Raw genomic sequence first — 21,470 nt, 5'->3', positions numbered from 1 at the left:
AGCCTTTTTCATAAATTTTCTTAATAAAAAACGGCTACATCGTCCTTCACTGGACCATGTAACCGTTCTAGACTGTAAATCAGTAAGAAATCTCATTCAAAGCACCCTATCATTCAGATAGTTATCCTCATCGTAATCCAGTCTTAATCACCGAAAAGACCCTATTCAGCAGGTGTGCTAAACCCGCCGCAGGCGAATTACATTCCAGGACAGCTTACTTAGCTGCGCAGTTAACAGCCCGTCCGACACCTGCGCATCGCCCTTGCTGTGCGGCTGCACCATATCCGGTGAGGCTGCGGTATTGACCGCCTTCACATCTTCATGCTCCAGCACAATATGCTCCGCCACCCGGTAGCCCTGGAAGCCACGCACATCACACTCCAGCACCAGCTTCTCCTCCACGCTCCGGTTAAGCGCAAATACCACCAGCTCCTCATTCTCCGCATTAAATACAACCGCCGAATCCAGCAGCGGCACATCGGTATAATCCTTGCTGTCGTATAAGGGAGAGGAAATGATCGGACGCAGTACGGTTCCTCTGCCATACAGCGAGGCATGCAGATATGGATAAAAGATCGTCTGTCTCCAGGCCGCCCCCCCGTTCTCGGTCATAATCGGCGCAATCGCATTGACAAGCTGGGCCAGACAGGCGATTTTGACGCGGTCGGCATGATTGAGCAGCGTAATCAGCATGCTGCCGACCATCAGCGCATCCTCAAAGGTGTACCGATCCTCCAGTTGCGCTGGTGCGAACTGCCATGGCGCGATTTCCTTATCGGTCTCCAGCGTATGGAACCACACATTCCATTCGTCGAAGGAGAGATTCAGGGTCTTCTTGCTGCGCTTCTTCGCTTTGATGTAATCGCAGACAGCGACAATCTCCTTAATGAACAGATCCATATCCAGCGATTTCGCCAGATAGTTGGCCGTATCGTTCTCCGCGTTGCCGTAATACGTATGCAGCGACAGATAATCCACCTGCTCATACGTGTGATCCAGCACCTCCGCCTCCCACTGCGCATAGGTTGGCATGGAGCGGAAGGAGCTTCCGCAGGCCACCAGCTCAATCGAGGGATCAACAAGTTGCATTGCTTTGGCAGTCTCGCTGGCAAGCCGGCCATATTCCGCCGCGGTCTTCTGCCCGATCTGCCAAGGGCCGTCCATTTCATTGCCAAGGCACCATGTCTTGATGCCATGCGGCTCCGCATAGCCGTGCGATTTCCGCAGATCGCTGTAGAAGCTGCCGCCGGGATGGTTGCAATATTCCAGCAGATTGCGTGCTGCATCGACGCCTCTTGTGCCCAAATTGACCGCCATCATCACCTCGGCCTGCTGCTCCCGCGCCCAGCGGATAAATTCATTGGTTCCTACTTCATTAGGCTCGACTGTTCTCCAGGCCAGTTCCAGTCTTTTTGGACGGTTGGCAACCGGGCCTACACCATCCTCCCAATTGTAACCGGATACAAAATTGCCCCCGGGATAACGTATCATAGGTACTCCGATTTCCCGGATCAGCCCGGCCACATCTTTACGGAAGCCATATTCATCGGCCTGCGGATGCCCCGGCTCGTAAATCCCCCCATAGACAACCCGTCCGAGATGTTCAATGAAAGAGCTATACAGGCGGGGATCAACCTCAGCCAGGGTATACTCCTTATCTACAGTCATCTTTGCTTTCAAAAAGTTAGACATAACCTTCCTCCTGTTTTCACATTTTCAACTTGCTATGCTAGATATGATGAACTATAGATTTCCCCATTTTATGTATTATTAAGTTCATCCTAAATAGCTTTACGAACCCTATTTTAGCGGTTTGCTGTCGTTAATTATATTGATGAATTAAATGTAATTTTATATATTTTCAACCTTTAGCTTCTGCAGGCAAATATGGTAAATGCACGGCAAAAAAAACCGCCCAAAGCTTGCGATAAACAAGCAATGAACAGGGGCAGAGTAATCGCTTAAGAAATGAACTAGAGTAGGGGAAGCAAGAAGAAGCGTAAGGTAAGTTAGGGGAAACCGACGAAAATAACTGCAATAATGCCGGTGTTGGAGCAGGATCAGGGGAACGGACGGAAATAACTGCAATTATACCGTTGTTGGAGCAGGCTCAGGGGAAACGGCGGAATTAACGGCAATTATGCCGCTGTTGGAGCAGGATCAGGGAGAACCGGCAGAATTAACAGCAATTATGCCGTTGTTGGAGCAGGATCAGGGAGAACCGGCAGAATTAACAGCAATTATGCCGTTGTTGGAGCAGGACCGAGGGAAACCGACGGAATTAACAGCAATTATGCTGTTGTTGGAGCAGGATCAAGGGAAACGGCGCAATTAACCGCAATTATGCAGTTGTTAGAGCAGGACCGAAGGAAACCGGCAGAATTAACAGCAATTATGCTGTTGTTGGAGCAGGATCGGGAGGAAACGGCCGAAATAACAGCAAATATGCTGTTGTTGGAGCAGGATCGGGAGGAAACGGCGGAATTAACGGCAATAATACCGTTGTTGGAGCAGGATCAGAGGAAACGGCCGAAATAACCGCAATAATACCGTTGTTGGAGCAGGATAAACTGAAGTAGAGCAGCCCCACTTCAGTTTACCCTCACCCAGGGTGAAAGCCATTTATTCCTTGATTTTTATACTCAAATGTTCGAAAAAATCCGTAAGCGATTGCCCTGAATGAACAGGGACTCCAATCACCAGATTACCATTATTTTAAAATACTCGAATCTTTCCCTCTACCGCGAAAGCTCCTTGTACTCAAAATAATCAAAATCAGCAAAATGACTGGTGCCGCTCAGGTCCTGGGCACACATCCCGATGAAGGTGCCGGTGAACCTGATGTAAGCCGGGAAATCATCGGATAAATGATAGATTTCCATGCTCCGGCCAATCTTTTCCCAGCCTGTATCTCCGATACAGTAATAGAACTGGGCAAATTCCCGGTTGATTGCTACCTTTAACTTGCAGCTTACTGCGGCTGGCAGTGGAATCTGCTCAAACATAGAATCGTCATACACTCCGTCCCTGGAACGAACGATGCCCAGACATTTGCCTAATTCTTCATCATGAGTGATTCGCAGATACACGTAATCCTTCGTATCATAATAGACAATCAGTCCGGCCATCTGCTGAAAATGCTCCGGTTCGAACTCAAGGCTCGTTTCGGCACTGCAGCAGAAATCCTGCTGGCGCAGGGCGACCAGGCTCTGGTGGTACAGCGAGCTCATGGACTCTCTTCCTCTCAGCCGCAAGGATCCGGGCCGCTCCCGCAGGGAGAGCCAGGAGTCATCGGCAGGAACACGCAAGGTGCTCCAGCGGACATCCAGCTCCGGGGCGTCAAAATCATCTCTCTCCGGCGGTGCCGGAAAGGGATGCGCCGGCATATCCGGGCCTTCTACCGTGAGCAAAGGCTGGTTCCCTCCACCGGAAAGGGCCAGCCAGCCCTCCGCTGTGAAGGTGCAGCGCTGAATCGCTGTCTCTCTGCCCAGATTACAGTATTTATCCTTCACAGGACGGCCGCACAGATGGACCATATACCATTCATCTGTATGCGTGTGAACGAGGCAGGCATGCCCGGCCTTTTGCAGCTCCAATCCCCTATCCCCGGCTGAAGTCAGCACAGGATTGTCAGGAGCGGTTTCATAAGGTCCTTCGATGTGCCGCGCCCGGGCTACAGTCACCGCATGGTTATATTGAGTGCCTCCCTCTGCCGTAATGAGATAATACCAGCCGTCTTTCCGGTACAGATGCGGCCCTTCCGTAAGTCCGATAGCTGTACCTTTGTAGATGTTCAGCACCGGTCCGGTCAGCTTGTTCAGCTCTGGCGAGTACTCCTGCAGGACAATGCCGGCAAAGCTGTTGTTCCGGGTCCGATGATCCCACAGCATATTGACCAGCCATTTACGCCCGTCAGCATCGTGGAACAGGGAGGGATCGAATCCGCTGCTGTTCAGATAGACAGGCTCAGACCAAGGTCCTTCAATACTGGAGGCGGTTACTACATAATTAGGGGTATCCTTGAACGCTCCCTGCCTGCTTTTGACATCGGTATACACAAGATAGAATGTCCCTGCATCGTAGCTAAGACAAGGGGCCCAGACTCCGCCGGAGTCGGGATCTCCCTCCATATTGAGCTGCGACTTGCGGGTCAGCACATGCGTTAGCAGCCTCCAGTTCACAAGATCACGGGAATGATGAATCCGGACTCCGGGAAACCACTCAAATGTAGATGTGGCAATGTAATAATCCTCTCCCACTCTGCAAATAGACGGGTCTGGATGAAACCCGCGTAGAATAGGATTCTGTATCAGACTTCTGCTCATGATCTCCACCCCAAAACTCGCTGTCCCGCTTCAAGGACGGCAATAATTTTATCAACATCATAGACACAGCCTTGCCAGGTTCCGCCACTGGCCGCTTGCAGCGCCGCCCACAGCCGGGTATCCTCCGGCAAGCCGGGATCGACGGCAAGGGACGGGTGCGGAGTGCGGGAGGCCAGAATGCTGTCTCCTGCTTCCCGCGATTCAGGCTCTTCACCCTCGCCCACCAGATTCACGCTACCTTCAAGTTTGACCGTATCGACAAGCACCTCAACCCAATCGTTATCCCGCAGTCTGCCAAGCGGTCCCCCGGCCAGCGCTTCCGGTCCCATATGGCCGATGCAGGCACCGGTAGAGACACCGGAGAACCGTGCGTCAGTGATCAGGGTAACATGCTTCCCGAAGGGCAAATGCTTCAGCGCGGACGTCAATTGATACGTCTCTTCCATTCCTGTTCCACTGGGGCCGCGTCCGATGACGGCAAGAATATCCCCGGCATGGATGTGGCCGTCCTTAATGCTTCTGATCGCATCCTTCTCCGCAGTAAAAACCTTCACTCGCCCCACATGCCGGTAAATGCCCTCACCGCTTAGAACCGCCGGATCAATCGCCGCCGATTTGATCACCGCGCCTTCCGGGCACAGATTGCCGGTTGGAAACGTCATTGTCGAAGCAAGACCACGCCGTTTGGCCTCCCCCGGGCTCATAATAACGGTATCAGGATCAATGCCATCCGCCTCTCTCAAGCGATTGCGCATTTCCGTCCGTCGCTGTGAGGTCTCCCACCAGTCCAGATTTTCTCCAAGTGTCCTCCCGGTTACTGTCAGCACAGAATCGTCAATGAGCCCCAGCCGCCGCAGATGCAGCATGACCTCAGGGACTCCGCCGGCAAGAAAAACACGGATGGTCGGATGCGGAATCGGTCCGTTAGGAAGCACACTAACGAGACGCGGCACCTTACGGTTCACCCGATTCCAATCTTCAACGGTTGGAACCCGAAGTCCGGCAGCATGTGCAATGGCCGGCAGATGAAGCAGCAGATTGGTAGAGCCTCCAAATGCCGCATGAACCGCCATGGCATTGGCAATCGCCTGATCTGTAAGAATGTCCCTCATTACGATTCCGCTCCGGTCCATATGCAGCAGTGCGCGTGTGGATTGACGGCCTACATTCATCCACACGGGCTGTCCTGAGGGAGCCAGCGCCGAATGGGGAACCGCCATCCCAAGCGCCTCGGCTATGACCTGAGCCGTCGCGGCGGTCCCCAGGAATTGGCAGCCTCCTCCCGGAGTGGCACAGGCACGGCAGCCCAGCTCCGCAGCCTCTTCCAAAGACAGCTCTCCGTTACTGAACCGAGCGCCGATGCTTTGCACTTTACCGGCGTCCTCTCCCTGGAGCGGTGGAAGAGAAACGCCCCCGGGCACGATAATCCCCGGAAGATCACGCATTCCAGCCAGTGCGAGCATCATTGCAGGCAGCCCTTTATCGCAGGTGGCTACACCCAGCACTCCTTTACGCGTTGGCAAAGAACGGATTAACCGGCGCAGCACTATGGCCGCATCATTCCGGTACGGAAGGGAGTCGAACATGCCTGGCGTTCCCTGGGAGCGGCCATCGCAGGGATCACTGACATACCCCGCGAACGGAATGCCCCGGCTCTCGGTAATTTCCCGGGCGATTTCCTCCATCATCACACCGATTTCCCAGTGGCCTGTATGATAACCAAGCGCCAGCGGACTGCCGTCCTCCCGCCGGATTCCCCCCATCGTGCCCAGGATGAGATATTGGGGCAGATTCATGTGGAGCGGGTCCCAGCCCATTCCGGCATTCTGGGTCATTCCAAATATTTCACCGCTCGGGGCGCTGCGCAGCACCTCACCTGTAATAGGGAGGCTGCCTGCGGGGCCTGCCGCGGCTGTATGTACAGAAGCAGACTTTTCCGGGGCCTCCCGCATGATTTCTTGCAAGCTCATTTCCACTCTGAACCCTTCTCTCTTGAAGAAGATAATTTCCTGGCAAGGTGAACAACTTCCGTCACCGCTGTCTCCTGTTTGTCGGCATAAGCGTGCTGCATCATCGAGGTGCTCACCGATGCAACCGCCTTCCCGGCAGCATCAAGAATGGGTGCGGCCACACAGCAGATTCCTTTAATAACCTCCTCCCGATCCACTGCGTACCCCTTCTTGCGGATAGCCGCCAATACGGCCATGAATTCATTCCAATCCGTAACCGTATGCGCAGTAACCGGGGCTAAGGCTCTGTCCGGATATCGTCTTTCAAGCTCTTCCAGAGGAAGCATGGCGAGCATCATCTTGCCCATCGCCGTTGCATGTGCCGGGAACCGCATTCCTGGGCTGGACTCCAGTTTTACCAGCGAAGGCCCTTCCTGCTTGGCCAAATAAAGAATCTCGCTCCGGTCCAGCACAGATAATTGGAAGGTCTCACCCACGATCTTGACACTCTCAGAGGAGAGCTTTAGGAAATGCTCCACCAGATTAGTGTTCTGCTTACGGGATTCATTAAAAACCGTATTGTAATAAGAAACCCCTGCTCCCAGCGCGTATGCCTCCTTCTCATCCTTCTGCACCCAGGCCAATGCTTCCATCGTGCGCAGAAGAGAAAACATCGAGCTTTTATTGATGCCCGTGGCCTCGCACAGATCCATCAGCTTGTACTCCCCGGGCTTCCTGGAAATTGCCGTAAGAATCAAATCCGCCCTTTCCAGCGCGGGAACCCAATATTTTCGCTCCAAACCTCCATCTCCTCTCCTAAAAAATATTTGATTAAGCGTTTCCAGTTCAATATAATAATCTCATGTTTATAATAACAAACTGGGAGGCAAAAATAAAATGAATCTTATTCATGCAAACGCGGGCATTATTCCCCCTGTACCGACCATTTTGGATGAAAAAAGGAAATTTGACCGCACTGGAATGCAGACGCTGATCGACAGCTTGATTGAGAAGGGCGTACACAGTCTCTTTTTCCTGGGAACAGCCGGGGAGTTCAGCCAGTTTAGCGCGGAGGAGCGGGAGGAGATTGCGGAGTTTTGTATTGATTATACGGGCGGACGCCTTCCGGTCTGGATTGGAACGGGCAGCAACACTACCTCCGAAGCGATCCGCCTCACACAGCATGCTTGCGAAAGTGGCGCTACCGGCGTTATCGTAATCAATCCCTACTACTGCAAGCTGGGCGAAGAAGCTTTGTTCTCGCATTATTCTGCGATCGCCGAAGCGTCTGAGCTGCCCCTGATGCTGTACAATTTTCCCGCGCTTACCGGCCAGGATTTGAGTCCTGCCTTTGTCAGCCGCCTTGCGGCACGTTATTCCCGGGTTGTCGGAATCAAGGAAACGGTGGACCAATTGAGCCATATCCGCCAGATGATTTTACAGGTAAAAGAGATAAATCCAACCTTCGCAGTGTTCTGCGGATTTGATGAATATCTGTTGCCCACCCTTGCGGCAGGCGGAGCCGGAGCCATCGCGGCCAGCGCCAATTTTGCCCCGCAGCTTCTGCTCGGCGTGTATAACGGCTTCCAGAATAACGATTGTGCAGCGATGCTTGAATATCACCGGAGAGTTATCGAGATCCCGCCGCTGTACGGTCTGGATGAGCCTTTTATCTCTTCGGTCAAAGAAGCTGTGCGCTTGTCAGGCATTCCTGTCGGGACCTTCAGTCTTCCTCCATCAAGTCCTTGGAGTGAGGAGAAGGAGCAGCAATTGCAGCGGATCTTCAACAGAGCCGGGATTGCATCGGTCTGATTGAAGCGGACTGCACACCAAAAAACAGGTGAAGCACGCCGGAGATCAGCATACCTCACCTGTTTTTTTGGCAAATCTGCCGGCCCGCCAGCTTCCACCATCAATTCAACTTAAGCCGTTATAAATGATATTTACGGATGAAATAAGACGGTGTGCAGCTCCAGGCATGACAATAGCTGTTGATTAAGTAGCTGCCGTAAGGAGAGAAATTTTTGTCCCCGGGATCATACAGCTCCCAGAAGGTGTCCGCTCCGTCTTTAATCATCTGGCCCCAATAGTTTTTGATTTCCTGCGCGGCTCTTTCCCGCTCGCCGACCTGAATCAAGGCCTCAATCAAGTGATGCATCATATAAGGAGTGGTCAAGGATAAACCGGGTTTCTCCTCGAGCAGACGCACAAGCAGCTCTCTCCCTTTCCCTTCATCCAACACACCGGCCAGTATCATCCAGATTTGCGAGGCCCAGGAGATTTGCTGTTGTTCCCCGCTCACGAAGCAGTGCAGCTTGTCACTCCACAGAAATTGCAATGCTGCCGCTGTGAGCTGTTCAATTCTCACCTGCAGGAACTCTTGATTGTGATCCTCCAGTATTGCCGCAAGCCGCAGTGCCGATTTCATATTATAGATTAGAATCGCCTGGGCGGAGGCCACTTTACTGAGCTGATCCTTCCAATCAATAAATGCCCACCACGTCTCATCGTCCTGTACGATATCACGCGCATCCAGCCGCTCCAGCGACAATTCAATTTGCCGAAAAGCGGTTGGCCACAGCTCACGAAGCGTGTCCATATCCTGCGTAGCTTCATAATAGTCACTCAGCGTTGCCACAAAAAAGAGCGAATAGTCGAACAGATAAGTATCATCGGGAATAACCACTGGCTTCATGAACAGGTTAGCCGAAATCAATCCTTTATCCGTTGGATACGCGGCGAAAAGATACAGGCAGCGTTTGACCAAATCGTAATTTTTGAAGGTTTCGTAATTGGCGAGCGCCTGCAGCCGCAGATCACCCAGCCAAAGTCTGCGGTCCCGCTTCGGCCCATCTTCAAAAACCTCCTGCATGCAGTCTTTCAGCGTCCTGATGCTAACCTCGTCAATCCGCCCAAGCTCCTCATCTGGATGCTTCAGCGGCACAAGCCTTTCCGGCGAAGCCGAGGTCACGGTTGTACAGTAGACATCATCAAAGATCACCTTATACTTCACGGAGGTGTCGATGACCTGAAGCTTCAGATACCTGAAGCTATAACGGCGTTCCATATGCAGTGTGTGAGGCAGCACATCCAAGTGACACGTTTCCTCCTGCAGCCAGGAGCGGCTTAACCAGCCATTGTATTCGGCAAAGGCTTCCCCCATTTCAACCGGCATCTCTCCCAGGGTTACCTTTAAATACAGCGGCGCATCGGGCGGACTTCCGTCCGGCACAATATGAAACGACAGCTTGCCCACCAGGTGTTTGCCGAAATCCAGAATGACCTCATCCCCTTTTCCAAGGACAAGCGCCTGTAAATTATCTGCCGGCCCTACAGCCTCCGTTCTCCATCCATGAACCGCTTCTTCATCGGCTATAACTTTCATCAAATGCTGCGGACGGCAGACCTCATGGAATAATTCAGGGACAAGCCGCTCTGCCGCCACGGCAAAAGCTTCATTCTTCTTGATCTTCACGCCTGCACTCTGTTGATTGGCTTGAGACATCATCCAGCCTCCTAATTAAGATTCATCGCTAAGCAGATCAGCCCTTGACTGAACCAACGGTAAGCCCGCCCACGAAATATTTCTGCATGAAGGTAAATGCGACGAGCAGCGGCAATGCGCACAGGAAGCAGGCGGCGAACAGCACGTTCCACTGTGTAGGGTTCTGCTGGTCGCCCATGAAACCGAGCATCGCCAGCGGCAGCGGGGATTGCGAAGCTTTGGTAATGAAGATCATATTGAAAAAATAATCATTCCAGATCCATACACCCTGCGTGATAATTACGGACACGGTAACCGGAATCAGGAGCGGAAACACGACTCGCCAGAACCGGTAGAACAGTCCGGCCCCGTCGATATGCGCCGCCTCCTCCACTTCCTCCGGCACTCCGCTGCGGATAAAGCCGGTATACAGGAAGGTGGAGAACGGCAGACTGCACGTAATGAACATCAGGATCGGCGTATACTGCGTGCTCGGAATATGCAGGCTGTTCAGCATTTGCACAATCGGAATCAATACCATCTGGCCGGGAACAACAAGTCCTGAAAGGAAGAACAGGTAGAGAAACTGACTGGTTCTGCTCTTGATCCGGGCCATCGGATAGGCAGCCATCGAAGCGATGAACACTACGACGATCACGGAAATGCCGGTCAGAACCAGACTGTTCATAAAGGCCTGCGGAAAATGCATCCGTTCAAATGCAGAGCGGTAGCTCGACAATGAGAATTCATTAAACAAGTTGACCGGATTGCTCATATTGTCGGGAGAACGCAGAGAGGTGGACAACGCAATCACCAAAGGAATCAGATTGAGCACCATTACGGCTATTACAAGCAGTTGAACCAGCGCTTTTTTCCCCAGCTTCCGGCCGTGCAGCCGCTTGATCTCTTCCCGCTTCGGATCGGTTGCCAGCATATTCTTGGTCATCGACGTCATACCGACACCTCCCGTTTGTTCATATTCAGCACGAAGATGCCGGTGAGGATCATGATGAACAAGAAGGACAGAATGCCGAGCGCAGAGGCTTTGCCGAACATTTGCTCCGTGAAGGCCATTTTATAAATTGAGAAAATCAGCGTGTTAGTCGAAGTTCCGGGACCGCCGCTGGTCATAATGAACGGGAAGTCAAAGGCCTTCAGACCATTGATTAGGCTCAGTGTAATATTGATGGTCACCGAAGTGGCAAGCAGCGGAAGCTTGATATTTGTCAATAGCCGCCACGGACTACAGCCGTCAATCTCCCCCGCTTCCAGCAGGTCCTTGGGAACGGTCTGCAGACCGGCCAGAAAGATAATCATCGTAGTGCCGATATTTTTCCAGATTTCCACAAAGATAATCGAGTACAGGGCGGTGGAATAATTGCCGAGAAAATTGATGTTCTCCGTGTTAATTCCTAGCTTGGACAAGAGGGTGACAATCATCCCCGAATCGGGCATATAGACGTAACTCCAGATAAAGCCTACGACAATTGCACTGAACAAGGTAGGGATATAGGAGATGGACCGGTAAAAGCCTTTACCGCGGATATTCATATTCAGCATCAAAGCAAGCCCTAATCCAATCAGGTTGCCTAAACCTACACTGATTACGGTATACAACACCGTGTGCCAGAGTGAAGTGCCAAGCGTTCCGCTTGCGAACAAGTCTTTGAAATTGTCCAAGCCAATATAGCTGAAATCCGGGGAGAACCCGTTATAGTCGGTAACGCTGTATTGAAACAGCTTCAGAATCGGAAAGATCCAGAAGATCAGGTAAAATGCCAAGGCCGGGAGCGCAAAAAAGTACATCGTTTTTTTCATTACAGTCCGGTTCATTTTCTCTCATTCCTTTCTATCCTGGTACACCGGCCATTTCAAATGACCGGTGTATCTATGATCTACTGCTTGCTTTTTGCCAGTTCCTGATATTTTTTATCCATCGCCGCCGTTACTTCCTCCGGTGTCGTCTTCTGTCCCCCAATAATGTTGGCGAACTTCGCTTCCATTTCTTCAGCTACTCCTGTCACCCACATCTGATTCGGGAAATAGATGGAGTTTCCGTTATTGTTATAGTCATCGAATACGGTTTTGAACAGCTCATGATTGAGCGGAACGCCTTTGTATACGCTGATGGACGTATTGGAGTCCACCCAGCTCTTGAACAGGTCGGATTGGCCGTCGAACCAGTAATTCAATATTTCTTTGGCGATGGCTATATTCTCGGATTTGGCATTGATGGCATACCCGGCGGATGTCGCCGCAGCAATATAAGTCGGCTTGCCGGCATCGTTAGCCGGGAGCGCGAAGAAGCCGCGTGTAAATTCAGATGCGCCTTTAGCCGTCAGTGTCGGATAATCCCAGGTTCCGTCGAACACCATTGCAGCTTTGCCGTCAATAAAATTCTGGGCGGCTTGAGCGCTGCCGAGTCCCAGGGAGTTCTTAATGACATATCCCTTATCATATAGCTCCTTGAACATGGAAACTGCCTTCACCCATTTAGGGTCATTCAGTGAAGTCTCTCCGGTCTGAAGTTTAGTGTCAAACTCTTTGTTATCCGGGTAAACGGTATTCGCCGCAATCTGATACATCCCGAATTGAATGAAGAAAGGGTCTTTATCTCCAAGGACGATTGGCGTAATCCCCGCAGCCTTCAGCTTCTGGCAGGCTTCGAGGAAGGACGGCCAATCCTTAGGCAGCGCGGTAATTCCCGCCTGTTTGAATAACTCCTGATTATAGTAAACCCCAAGCATATCCATACCCGATGGAATCGCATACTGTTTTCCTTGATACGCCATATCTTCCTTCGCAGCCGTACTGATATTGTCCAGGAATTTCAGGTCAGACAGATCTGCTGCAAAACCGGCCTTCGCCATATCGTTCACAGCAAGCGAGGCATTTCTTGGGAACACCAGGAAAATATCCGGGCCCTGCCCTGCCCCCAGCTTCGTACGGACAGAGGTAATGTACTGTTCATCAGGATATTTAGACGTTTCAAGCGTAACATTCGGGAATTTCTCCTTGACCAGCTTAGGAAGAATATCCAATACAAAGTCCTGGCCGTCGGGCGCCTTAGTCCCTGACATCATCAAGGTAATGGTTACCGGTTTCGCGCTGGAGCCTCCTGAATCCGCCGCAGAGCCATTTGAAGCCGCCGGCTCGTTGTTAGAACTGGAACCGCAGCCGCCAAGAAGCGACGCGGACAAGATCAAAGCGGTGATGCCGGCCCAAAAGGATGGTTTAGCTTTCATGAAATGAATCCCCTCTTTCGTTTGTGTTATGCGCTTACTGTTTACGCTTTCATTTTACTATCATCGGCGGTATACTTACTTTGGTCATTTGAGTGCACTATCTTTGGATTGAAAGGAAGGCCTGAAATGAGATTCTTTAATATTAAAACCAAGCTGTTTCTGGTGCTGCTGGCGGTTTCTGTTGTCCCGATTATTGTTATCGCTTTCAGCTCTTACCGGAGCTATACCAAGCTGGTGAATAAGCAGACCTCCCTGGTGGCAGCGACCACCATCGGAAATGCGGTTGAGAGCATTGAAGCTGTCCTGCAAAATATTGAGCGGATCTCGATCACCTTCCAGCAGCAATCCTCCAGTTCAACGGAATATAGAACAGTCAGCGACGAATTGCGGCAGCTTCAGACGACAAATGATTCTTTCGAAATCTACACGATCCGCAACAAGCTGAAGCTGATTTTTCAGAATGTGCTGCTGGGTTACGACTATATCAATGGCATCTATCTTTTTACACCGGACGGTAAATTTATCAGCTATGGTGCGGCAAGTGACCTCAAGGCGGATTATAACCCACTTCAGGACAACTGGTATCAGAAGACACTGGCCAAACATGGGGAGCTGTACATCGGGGATAACAAAATCAAATCTTATTTTATTAATCCCAAACCCTCCATTTCCTTCTCACGCGCGGTTTACGATATTAATACAGGGCAATTTCTCGGCGTCTTCATGCTCGATTGCAGTCTGGATATCTTCAGCGGCCTCAACCGCAATCTGGCAACCAACCTGTCCAATATTTATCTGGTAAATGAGGACGGCACCCTGCTCTTTGAAGGCTCACAGAATCCTGAAGGCTCCACGCTGCCTGCCGAGCTTTGGACAAAGGCCCGGACCATGACCGGCGACCAGGCGGAATTTTATAATTCTGACTATATAACGGTTATCCGCGCCTTCCCGAGCAACGGCTGGAAAGTCATTGCCAATCTTTCGACCTCTGAGCTGTATAAGGAATACGGAATCTCCCAGAAGCTGATTATTTATATTTCCGCCACCTGCGGCGTGCTCTTCGTAATCCTCTCCATTATTCTGTCCGTGTGGATTACGCGGCCGATTATCGAGCTTAGCCGGACCATGCGCAAAAATAAATCGCAAAAATTCATTCCCTCCCAAGCCAAATACAAACGGAATGATGAGATCGGCATTCTGTATACGGAATATGACAAGATGATGCGGGACATCGACCTGTACATCCGGGAGAGCTACCAGAACCGCATACTGTCCCTGGATTCCCAGATGAAGGCGCTGGAGGCGCAGATCAATTCACATTTTTTGTACAACACGCTGGAGTCCATTAACAGTATTGCCGAAATTGAGGAAGTGGAGAGCATCGCTATTATGACTAAAGCGCTTGGCGATATGTTCCGGTACAGCATCAAGACGGAAAGCGAGCGGGTCCCGGCCGCTGAGGAATTGCAGCATGTGGACAACTATATGGCGATCCAGCAAATCCGGTACGGAGACAAGATCTCTTTTTACAAGGCGGTTGACGGGCGGGTGACGGACAGTAAAATTCTGAAGCTGATTCTGCAGCCGCTGGTGGAGAACGCACTCTATCATGGGCTTGAAAATAAAAAAGGCAAAGGCAGCATTACCGTCAACGGCTGCAGAGAAGGAAACCATCTGGTGTTTGAAATTATCGACGACGGCATCGGCATGACGGCAGCCCAAGTCGCCGAAATTCAAGCCCTGCTGGCCGATTCCCCGGAATTTAGCGGGTTTGGACAACGAAATAAACGGAGCATCGGGATTAAAAACGTTCATTCGCGGATTGTGCTGTATTACGGTCCGGAATATGGACTTACCTTTGAGAGTCAGGAAGGCTCCGGCACCATAGTGAGAATCACCATCCCGGCAAATTAACGAAAAGGACGGATGCTAATGCATACTTTTATTGTGATCGACGATGAATACCTCGTTCGTAAAGGACTGATCAAAAAGATCCAGTCCTTTGAACAGGAGCTCGTCCTGCTGGGAGAGGCGGAGAACGGGGAGGATGCGCTGGAGCTCATCGAGGAGTCCGATCCAGACCTGATCCTGACGGATATGCGGATGCCGGTGATGGACGGTAAATCCCTGCTGCGGGTTATGCAGATGAGATATCCTGCTAAGAAGATCATTGTCATCAGCGGACATTCCGATTTCGAATATATGCAGGAGGCGATCTCCGCCAGAGTTGTCAGCTATGTGCTCAAGCCGTTCAGCCGCGATGAAATCCACCAGGCACTGCGGAAAGCCATAGATTCGTTGGCAATTGAACGTTCTACCCAGCAGCAGGCGGCATTATCCAAAAGCGAAAATGAAGCGATCATTCATCAGTTGGATCAGCAGAAGCTGCTGCATCTTATTCTGGATGATCATACAGGCAAACCCCTGTCCTTTCAGTCCGGACAGATGAACCGCTTTGCGGCTGCAAGCTACTATGTTCTGCTGACTGTATATAGTTCCGCGCAGATAGATTCGAAGCTTTTTGAAGGCGGCATTCATGAAAATTACATTTCAGTCCCGCACCCGGTGAACGAGCATTTGGTATTCGTGATATTCGCTTCATATGAGCGGGTTACCTATAAAGGAATGGACACTGGCTTCGCGCTTCATTCCGCCGATCAATTGCTCGGGCCGCTGCGTTCGATTCCCTATAATAAAGTATTTGCGGGGCTCAGTGCCGCCAAGTCCAACATGTGTGAATTGAATCAGGCGCAGAAGGAATGCTTAAGCGCCATGAACAGAAAGGGGGTCATGGATTTCGGCTCCGTATTCCTGTACAACGCCGAAGACCGTCCTTCGGAAATGCCTTTATGGAATAAAAGCGGGGATTTAATGTTCTATTTGGAAGCCGGACATTCCTCGAAAGTCAGGGAGAGTGTCGTCGATTTCTTTACTTTTTATATGCAGTTGCCGAGCGCCACACTATTCCAGCTCAAGCACCAATGCCAGGTACTGGCTGCGGAGATCAAACAATTGCTCGGATTGCATCTTCCGGAAACGGCTTACCAAACAACCTCTTCCAGCATGGAGGCTATGCTTCATACATCCTTTGACCCGGAGGAAATCCGCCAGTATTTTATGACTGTGCTGCCAGACCTGGCGGAGCTGCTGAAAGAGAGATCACCGTATTCTTCACCGAATGTGATTGATAATGTGAAGGTTTATCTTCACAGAAACTATTTGCAGGATCTGACCTTGGAGAAGGTCTCCTCATTATTTTTTATGAACTCCAGTTATTTAAGTCATTTGTTCAAGGAGAAAACCGGGGAGAATTTCACGGATTACATTAACAAGCTGCGGATTGAGGACGCCAAAGCTTTGTTAAAAACCACGGACGACAAAGTATACATCATAGCCAATGCCCTGGGCTTTGAGAATGAGAAGTATTTCTTCCGCCTGTTCAAAAAGAGCACTGGACTCACGCCCGAAGCTTACCGGAACCAGTCTTGAGTGATAGCACTGCCCCCGCCCGGAGCTTAGGATCAGTCAAATTCCGGGTAAGGGCTTTGCCGCCAGCTCGCCCAGGCGGCTGTAATCGCCCCATTTCCGCTTGCCCTGATTGCGGATGCTGCCGCTGATATCGCGGCTGAAGGCAATCATAACCCCCAGCGCATGCTCGGTCATTGCTGCCCGTGGATGCCGCTTGCATTGCAGACACGGATGCCCCGTGCCTGAAGCTCCGCAAAAGGCAGCTTATCCACACCGGCGCTCATAATGTAGAGCAGCTTGAGATTTATGCATTTTTCCAGAATCTCCGCTTCAAACAGCTCGTTTCTGGCAATGATTACGTCCGCGAGGACAAGCTGCTCCTCAGGAATTTCGGAAACCTTGCTGCACACGGCAATTTCCTCTCCCGTCTGCTCCAGCACCATACGGCGAACCTCATCATTCAGCAGTACTGTCGAAATAATCATGTTAATCCTCCTGTCAGTTCTTCAGAGCCTTGAGCACAGACGACATTTTTCCGATTCCCTCAACGATCTGCTGATCGCTCGGGGTGGAGAAATTGAGCCGGAACGCATCGGTGCAATCCGCAGGTGAAACGGCCAGCATATTGCCGGGAATGAAGGTCACCCCAAGTTCCGCGCATTTGGCGGAGAACTCGGCCGGATGGATATCCTGGTGAAGATTGCACCAGATGAACAAGCCTCCTTCGGGTTTGTTGTAAGTAACTCTGTCCCCGAAGCCTTCGTCCATGCAGGAGAGCATGAGGTCGCATTTGCGCCCGTAAATCTTTTGCAGCATCGCTATATGTCCATCGAAGTTGTAGTCATTCATGAACCTTTCCGCCAGCACCTGCGCGAACAGATTCGTATGCACATCGGCGCTTTGCTTGACGACCACCATTTTCTGGCAATTTCCAGCGGAGCGAGCACATAACCTACCCGGATTCCGGCGGAGAGCACTTTGGAGAAAGAACCTACATAGATGACGATGCCTTCGGTATCGAGCGATTTGATGCTGGGAATATCCTCGCCGTGGAAACGGACCTCGCCATAAGGATTGTCTTCCAGAATCATAACGCCGTAACGCTTCGCCAGCTCATAGACGGCCTTGCGTTTCGCAAGGGACATTGTGACTCCCGTCGGATTCTGGAAATTGGGAATGGTGTACAGCAGCTTGATATTATCGTGGGTCTTGAGCGTCTCTTCAAGCTGCTCTATGCTGATCCCATCCGGTTCAATATCGACGCCAAGGAGCTGTGCATTGTAGGAACGGAAGGCGTTAACCTTAAGCGTGCGGAAAGACATCACTTCCTGGCATTTCAGAGCCAATATGATTTCGCCTCCCCGATGATGTAGATGGATGGACAATCATTTCTAAGATATAATTTACAATATATACGATTTCGGCTTTAATCAATAAACAATAAGTTATAGATTAGCCATTAACTGCCTATATGAACACAAGAACCTTCAAATCCCTGGTGGCAGCGGACTTGAAGGCTCTTGTTTTTCATTCAAACAGGCTCTGCCCGTTCGTTGCGATCCCGTATTTGACATTCATCGAACAGATCATCGTAGAACTGAAGACCTTTTTCATTAGGCTGCAAACAGCCGGACATCCTCTTAATAGCGGTGGTAAAAATCAATTCCGGTCAGCTTCATGTTGTCTTCCGTCGGGACCTATTACTAAGCGCACCGCATTCTGCCAGCCTGTATATAATTCAGCTCTTGTATGCCCGTTCATCGCAGCCTGGTAGACTTCATATTTGTCTGTACCTGAAGCAAACTGATCCAGACCGGACCAGAAAGCAGTCGCAAGACCGCCCAGATAAACAGAACCCAGCGCCGACAATTCAGCACGGGTGGAACGGGCAACTGAATTCCCCAGAATATCTGCCTGAAACTGCATCAGCCAGGGATTGGAGGATGCTCCGCCATCCGTGCGAAGCTCGCAGAATGTAATCGAGGACTGCTGCTGCATAAAATCCACGGCATCACGCACCTGATAAGCGATACTTTCCAGAGCGGCGCGGATAATATGATTTTTACAGGTTCCCCGGTTCATTCCGATGATCGCCGCTCTTGCATAAGGGTCCCAGTACGGCACACCCAAACCAACAAAAGCCGGTACTAAATAAACCCCCTCGGTGGAAGAAATCCCGGAAATTAATTGCTGCATCTCATCAAAAGAAGAGAATAACCCCAGATTGTCCCGCGCCCATTTAATACTGTCGCCCGACGTGCGTATAACCGACTCAAGCGCATAAACAACCTTTCCGGCGGCGGCCCAGGCGATAGTGGTAACCAGCCCCTCCCCGCCATCAACCGGCTCCTCTCCTACGTTCATCAGTATAGAGGTGCCTGTGCCATAGGTTGCTTTGGCCATGCCAGGCTCCCAGCACAGATGGCCGAACAGTGCTCCTTGCGAGTCTCCGATGACGCCGGAAATGGGTACCCGCTCTGCAAACAGGCTTGGCTCATCAGTATAACCAACGACAGCATCGGAGGGCTTGAGCTTGGGAAGAAGGGCAATCGGAACTCCGAACAGGGCCGCCAGCTCCTCATCCCACTCTAAAGTATGGATATTGAACAGAGAGGTCCGGCTCGCGTTGGAGTAATCCGTCACATGCTCCTTGCCGCCGGTCAGCTTCCAGATCAGCCAGCTATCCACCGTTCCCGCCAATAACCGGCCTTCCTCCAGCAGTTGCGGAGCTTCCGCCACATGATCAAGAATCCATTTGAATTTAGCGGCGGAGAAGTACGGGTCCAGCACCAGCCCGGTTTTTGAACGCACTATACTTTCTTTGCCATCCTTCTTGAGCTGTGCACACCGTTCAGCGGTTCTTTGACACTGCCAGACAATGGCATTGTGGACAGGAAGTCCGGTGATGCGGTCCCACATAAGGGCAGTTTCACGCTGGTTGGTGATCGTCAGCGCGGCAAGCCCGCCCGCAGAAATATCTGCCTTTTGGAGAACCGCAGCTATACAGTTCTTAACATTGTTATATATTTCAATAGGGTCATGCTCCACCCAGCCCGGCTGCGGATAGTGCTGCCGATGCTCCAGTGAAGCGTCATGAATCACTTCTCCCCGCCGGTCCACAAGCAGAACCTTGGTCCCCGAGGTGCTCTGATCGACAGCTAAAATATACTTTGGCTCCAGTTCCATTAGCTTCACCTTTATTTATTGATCAGTTCAATTGCCGCTTGCTTGAGATTATCGCCTGTGAGACCGTAATGCTGAAAGACTTCGGCTGTCTTCCCGGCGATTGCCGGTTCATCCGGGATACCGAGCACCTTCATCGGAACCGGCTCATTCTGCACGACAACTTCAGCGACAGCGGCGCCGAGTCCTCCGTAAATACTGTGCTCCTCAATCGTAATGATGCCTTTGGTTTCTCTGGCGGCGGCAATAATGGCTGCTTCATCCAGCGGCTTAATCGTATGCATATTGATTACACGGCAGGAAATGCCTTCAGCGGACAGCAGTTCAGCAGCATCCAGAGCGATGCGCACGGTTTCTCCAGCCGCGATAATCGTAACATCCGTCCCATCCTTCATGATTACAGCCTTGCCAATCTCAAAGGGATAGTCATCCGATTCGTAGACATCCTCAACAGCATTGCGCCCGATCCGCACATAGACGCCTCCGTCATATTTGACTAAGGCCTCCGTCATTTTCTTCGTTTCATGCCGGTCTGCCGGCAGCACGATAGCCAGGCCAGGGATAGCACGCGCGACAGCGATATCCTGCACCGAATGATGCGACATGCCAAGTGCGCCGTAGCTTACACCGCCGCTAATTCCGATCAATTTCACATTGGTGCGGGAATAAGCAACATCCACCTTAATCTGCTCGATGCTGCGCATGCTGAGGAAGCAGGCAGGTGAGGTGACAAACGGCTTCTTGCCGCTATGGGCCAGCCCCGAGGACATGCCCACAATATTCTGCTCCGCAATCCCTACCTCAACGAATTGCTCCGGAAATGTATTGGCGAAAGGCGCCATAGCTGCGGAGCCGCGGGAATCGCTGGCCAATACCATAATATCGCGGTCGTCTTTAGCCAGCTCCAGCAGGGTTTCGCAGATTACCTGACGATTAGGAATTGTATTCATAGGTGATTCACCTTTCCTTTCTATTTCAAAGTGTCGATGTAGCCTTGAAGCTCGGCATGTGCAAGCTGAAGCTGCTCATCGCTAGGTACATGATGGTGCCACGCGGGAACATTCTCAGCGAAGGATACGCCTTTGCCTTTGATTGTATTGGCCATTATCAGTGTCGGCTTGCCTGAAACCTCTGGAACCGAGCGGAAGGCATGCACCAGTTGCTCCATGTCGTTGCCGTCTACCGAAATCACATTCCAGCCAAAAGCGGACCATTTCTCCTCCAAAGGCTCGAGTCCCATGACCTCTTCGGTAGACCCGCTGATTTGCAGCCGGTTCCGGTCAATGATTCCTACGAGATTGTCCAGCTTGTAATGGGCTCCGGCCATCGCCGCCTCCCAGTTCGAGCCTTCGGCTTGTTCCCCGTCGCCCATTAAGCAGAAGACCCGGTAAGAGCGACCATCGCGTTTGGCAGCTAGTGCCATTCCGACGGAAATAGGCAACCCGTGGCCTAATGCTCCAGTATTCATTTCAATGCCGGGCACCTTATTATTGGGATGACCGATCAGGCGTGTGCCGAATTGACTGTAGGTTTCCAGCTCTTCCTTAGGAAAAAAACCGCGATCCGCCAGGACGCACCACAGCGATTCCACCGAATGGCCTTTACTGGCGATAAAACGGTCCCGCTCCTCCCACTTGGGGCGAGCCGGATCAATATTCATAATTTCATAATAGAGTGCGGTTAAAATATCCGTATTGCTCAGGGAGCCACCGGTATGTCCTGTCTTGGCACGATGAATGATGGTCAATAAATCCATGCGTATCTGTGCAGCTTTTATCTGCAGTTCTTGAATATTCATAAGTTATAAGTTCCTCCT

The 21,470-nt window shown here is 51.3% G+C and carries 19 protein-coding genes and 1 pseudogene; 4 read left to right on the top strand and 16 right to left on the bottom strand.

The window, feature by feature from the left end; genetic code table 11:
* Positions 1–177: 177 nt before the first annotated feature.
* Entirely contained in the window at positions 178–1,692 is a 1,515-nt protein-coding gene (gene arfA, locus B212_RS0105760) for an arabinosylfuranosidase ArfA (protein WP_019909515.1), read from the bottom strand.
* Between the two features lie 448 nt (positions 1,693–2,140).
* Here arfA and B212_RS0105755 point away from each other — a divergent pair, with 448 nt between their 5' ends.
* The gene (locus tag B212_RS0105755) at positions 2,141–2,335 is read left to right on the top strand and encodes a hypothetical protein (protein WP_019909514.1); all 195 of its coding nucleotides are present in this window, start codon (positions 2,141–2,143) and stop codon (positions 2,333–2,335) included.
* A 403-nt stretch (positions 2,336–2,738) separates the two neighbouring features.
* Here B212_RS0105755 and B212_RS0105745 read toward each other — a convergent pair whose 3' ends face one another.
* Genes B212_RS0105745 through B212_RS0105735 form a run of 3 tightly spaced genes read right to left on the bottom strand, consistent with a single transcriptional unit; the run spans position 2,739 to position 7,074 of the window.
* The gene (locus tag B212_RS0105745) at positions 2,739–4,325 is read right to left on the bottom strand and encodes a glycoside hydrolase family 43 protein (RefSeq protein WP_019909512.1); all 1,587 of its coding nucleotides are present in this window, start codon (positions 4,323–4,325) and stop codon (positions 2,739–2,741) included.
* On the bottom strand, positions 4,322–6,301 hold the full coding sequence (locus tag B212_RS0105740) for a YjhG/YagF family D-xylonate dehydratase (RefSeq protein WP_019909511.1): 1,980 nt from the start codon (positions 6,299–6,301) through the stop codon (positions 4,322–4,324). The genes B212_RS0105745 and B212_RS0105740 overlap by 4 nt, the downstream gene beginning before the upstream one ends.
* Entirely contained in the window at positions 6,292–7,074 is a 783-nt protein-coding gene (locus B212_RS0105735; protein WP_019909510.1) for an IclR family transcriptional regulator, read from the bottom strand. The genes B212_RS0105740 and B212_RS0105735 overlap by 10 nt, the downstream gene beginning before the upstream one ends.
* 97 nt (positions 7,075–7,171) lie before the next feature.
* Here B212_RS0105735 and B212_RS0105730 point away from each other — a divergent pair, with 97 nt between their 5' ends.
* On the top strand, positions 7,172–8,086 hold the full coding sequence (locus tag B212_RS0105730) for a dihydrodipicolinate synthase family protein (protein ID WP_019909509.1): 915 nt from the start codon (positions 7,172–7,174) through the stop codon (positions 8,084–8,086).
* Positions 8,087–8,204: 118 nt separating this feature from the next.
* Here the strand turns inward: B212_RS0105730 and B212_RS0105725 are convergent, their stop codons facing one another.
* The 4 genes from B212_RS0105725 to B212_RS0105710 form a co-directional block, all read right to left on the bottom strand.
* Positions 8,205–9,782 (bottom strand): alpha-L-rhamnosidase-related protein, encoded by a 1,578-nt coding sequence (locus B212_RS0105725; RefSeq protein ID WP_232231464.1) that lies wholly within the window; start codon positions 9,780–9,782, stop codon positions 8,205–8,207.
* Positions 9,783–9,816: 34 nt separating this feature from the next.
* The gene (locus B212_RS0105720) at positions 9,817–10,713 is read right to left on the bottom strand and encodes a carbohydrate ABC transporter permease (protein ID WP_019909507.1); all 897 of its coding nucleotides are present in this window, start codon (positions 10,711–10,713) and stop codon (positions 9,817–9,819) included.
* Positions 10,710–11,591 (bottom strand): carbohydrate ABC transporter permease, encoded by an 882-nt coding sequence (locus tag B212_RS0105715; protein ID WP_019909506.1) that lies wholly within the window; start codon positions 11,589–11,591, stop codon positions 10,710–10,712. Before B212_RS0105715 ends, B212_RS0105720 begins: the two co-directional genes overlap by 4 nt.
* A gap of 62 nt (positions 11,592–11,653) precedes the next feature.
* Positions 11,654–13,003 (bottom strand): ABC transporter substrate-binding protein, encoded by a 1,350-nt coding sequence (locus tag B212_RS0105710; protein ID WP_019909504.1) that lies wholly within the window; start codon positions 13,001–13,003, stop codon positions 11,654–11,656.
* 126 nt (positions 13,004–13,129) lie between these two features.
* Between B212_RS0105710 and B212_RS0105705 the strand changes: the two genes are divergently transcribed.
* Both B212_RS0105705 and B212_RS0105700 read left to right on the top strand, forming a co-directional pair.
* Positions 13,130–14,917, top strand: a complete 1,788-nt coding sequence (locus B212_RS0105705; protein WP_019909503.1) for a sensor histidine kinase — start codon at positions 13,130–13,132, stop codon at positions 14,915–14,917.
* Between the two features lie 18 nt (positions 14,918–14,935).
* On the top strand, positions 14,936–16,492 hold the full coding sequence (locus B212_RS0105700; RefSeq protein ID WP_019909501.1) for a response regulator transcription factor: 1,557 nt from the start codon (positions 14,936–14,938) through the stop codon (positions 16,490–16,492).
* Positions 16,493–16,528: 36 nt separating this feature from the next.
* Here the strand turns inward: B212_RS0105700 and B212_RS34340 are convergent, their stop codons facing one another.
* The 8 genes and pseudogenes from B212_RS34340 to B212_RS0105665 all read right to left on the bottom strand — a co-directional run bounded on the left by B212_RS34340 (position 16,529) and on the right by B212_RS0105665 (position 21,452).
* Positions 16,529–16,666 (bottom strand): hypothetical protein, encoded by a 138-nt coding sequence (locus tag B212_RS34340; RefSeq protein WP_019909500.1) that lies wholly within the window; start codon positions 16,664–16,666, stop codon positions 16,529–16,531.
* Positions 16,663–16,956, bottom strand: a complete 294-nt coding sequence (locus tag B212_RS0105690; RefSeq protein WP_019909499.1) for a hypothetical protein — start codon at positions 16,954–16,956, stop codon at positions 16,663–16,665. The genes B212_RS34340 and B212_RS0105690 overlap by 4 nt, the downstream gene beginning before the upstream one ends.
* A 13-nt stretch (positions 16,957–16,969) precedes the next feature.
* Positions 16,970–17,320, bottom strand: a complete 351-nt coding sequence (locus B212_RS33000) for a hypothetical protein (RefSeq protein WP_028530634.1) — start codon at positions 17,318–17,320, stop codon at positions 16,970–16,972.
* Positions 17,317–17,817 (bottom strand): aminotransferase class I/II-fold pyridoxal phosphate-dependent enzyme, encoded by a 501-nt coding sequence (locus B212_RS32995; RefSeq protein ID WP_028530633.1) that lies wholly within the window; start codon positions 17,815–17,817, stop codon positions 17,317–17,319. The genes B212_RS33000 and B212_RS32995 overlap by 4 nt, the downstream gene beginning before the upstream one ends.
* Positions 17,818–18,044: 227 nt before the next feature.
* Positions 18,045–18,165 (bottom strand): annotated as a pseudogene (locus tag B212_RS35240) (hypothetical protein); the annotation flags it as partial.
* A complete protein-coding gene (gene glpK / locus B212_RS0105675; RefSeq protein WP_019909498.1) occupies positions 18,131–19,657 on the bottom strand; it encodes a glycerol kinase GlpK in 1,527 nt (508 codons plus the stop codon). The pseudogene B212_RS35240 and the gene glpK, both read right to left, overlap by 35 nt.
* 11 nt (positions 19,658–19,668) lie before the next feature.
* Positions 19,669–20,604, bottom strand: a complete 936-nt coding sequence (locus B212_RS0105670; protein WP_019909497.1) for a transketolase family protein — start codon at positions 20,602–20,604, stop codon at positions 19,669–19,671.
* A gap of 20 nt (positions 20,605–20,624) precedes the next feature.
* A complete protein-coding gene (locus B212_RS0105665; RefSeq protein ID WP_019909496.1) occupies positions 20,625–21,452 on the bottom strand; it encodes a transketolase in 828 nt (275 codons plus the stop codon).
* Between the last annotated feature and the right edge of the window lie 18 nt (positions 21,453–21,470).

This window comes from Paenibacillus sp. HW567 (assembly GCF_000374185.1).
Classification (GTDB): Bacteria; Bacillota; Bacilli; order Paenibacillales; family Paenibacillaceae; genus Paenibacillus_AQ.
Note: the sequence above shows the minus strand (reverse complement) of the source record. Positions and strands in the feature narration are given on the sequence as shown.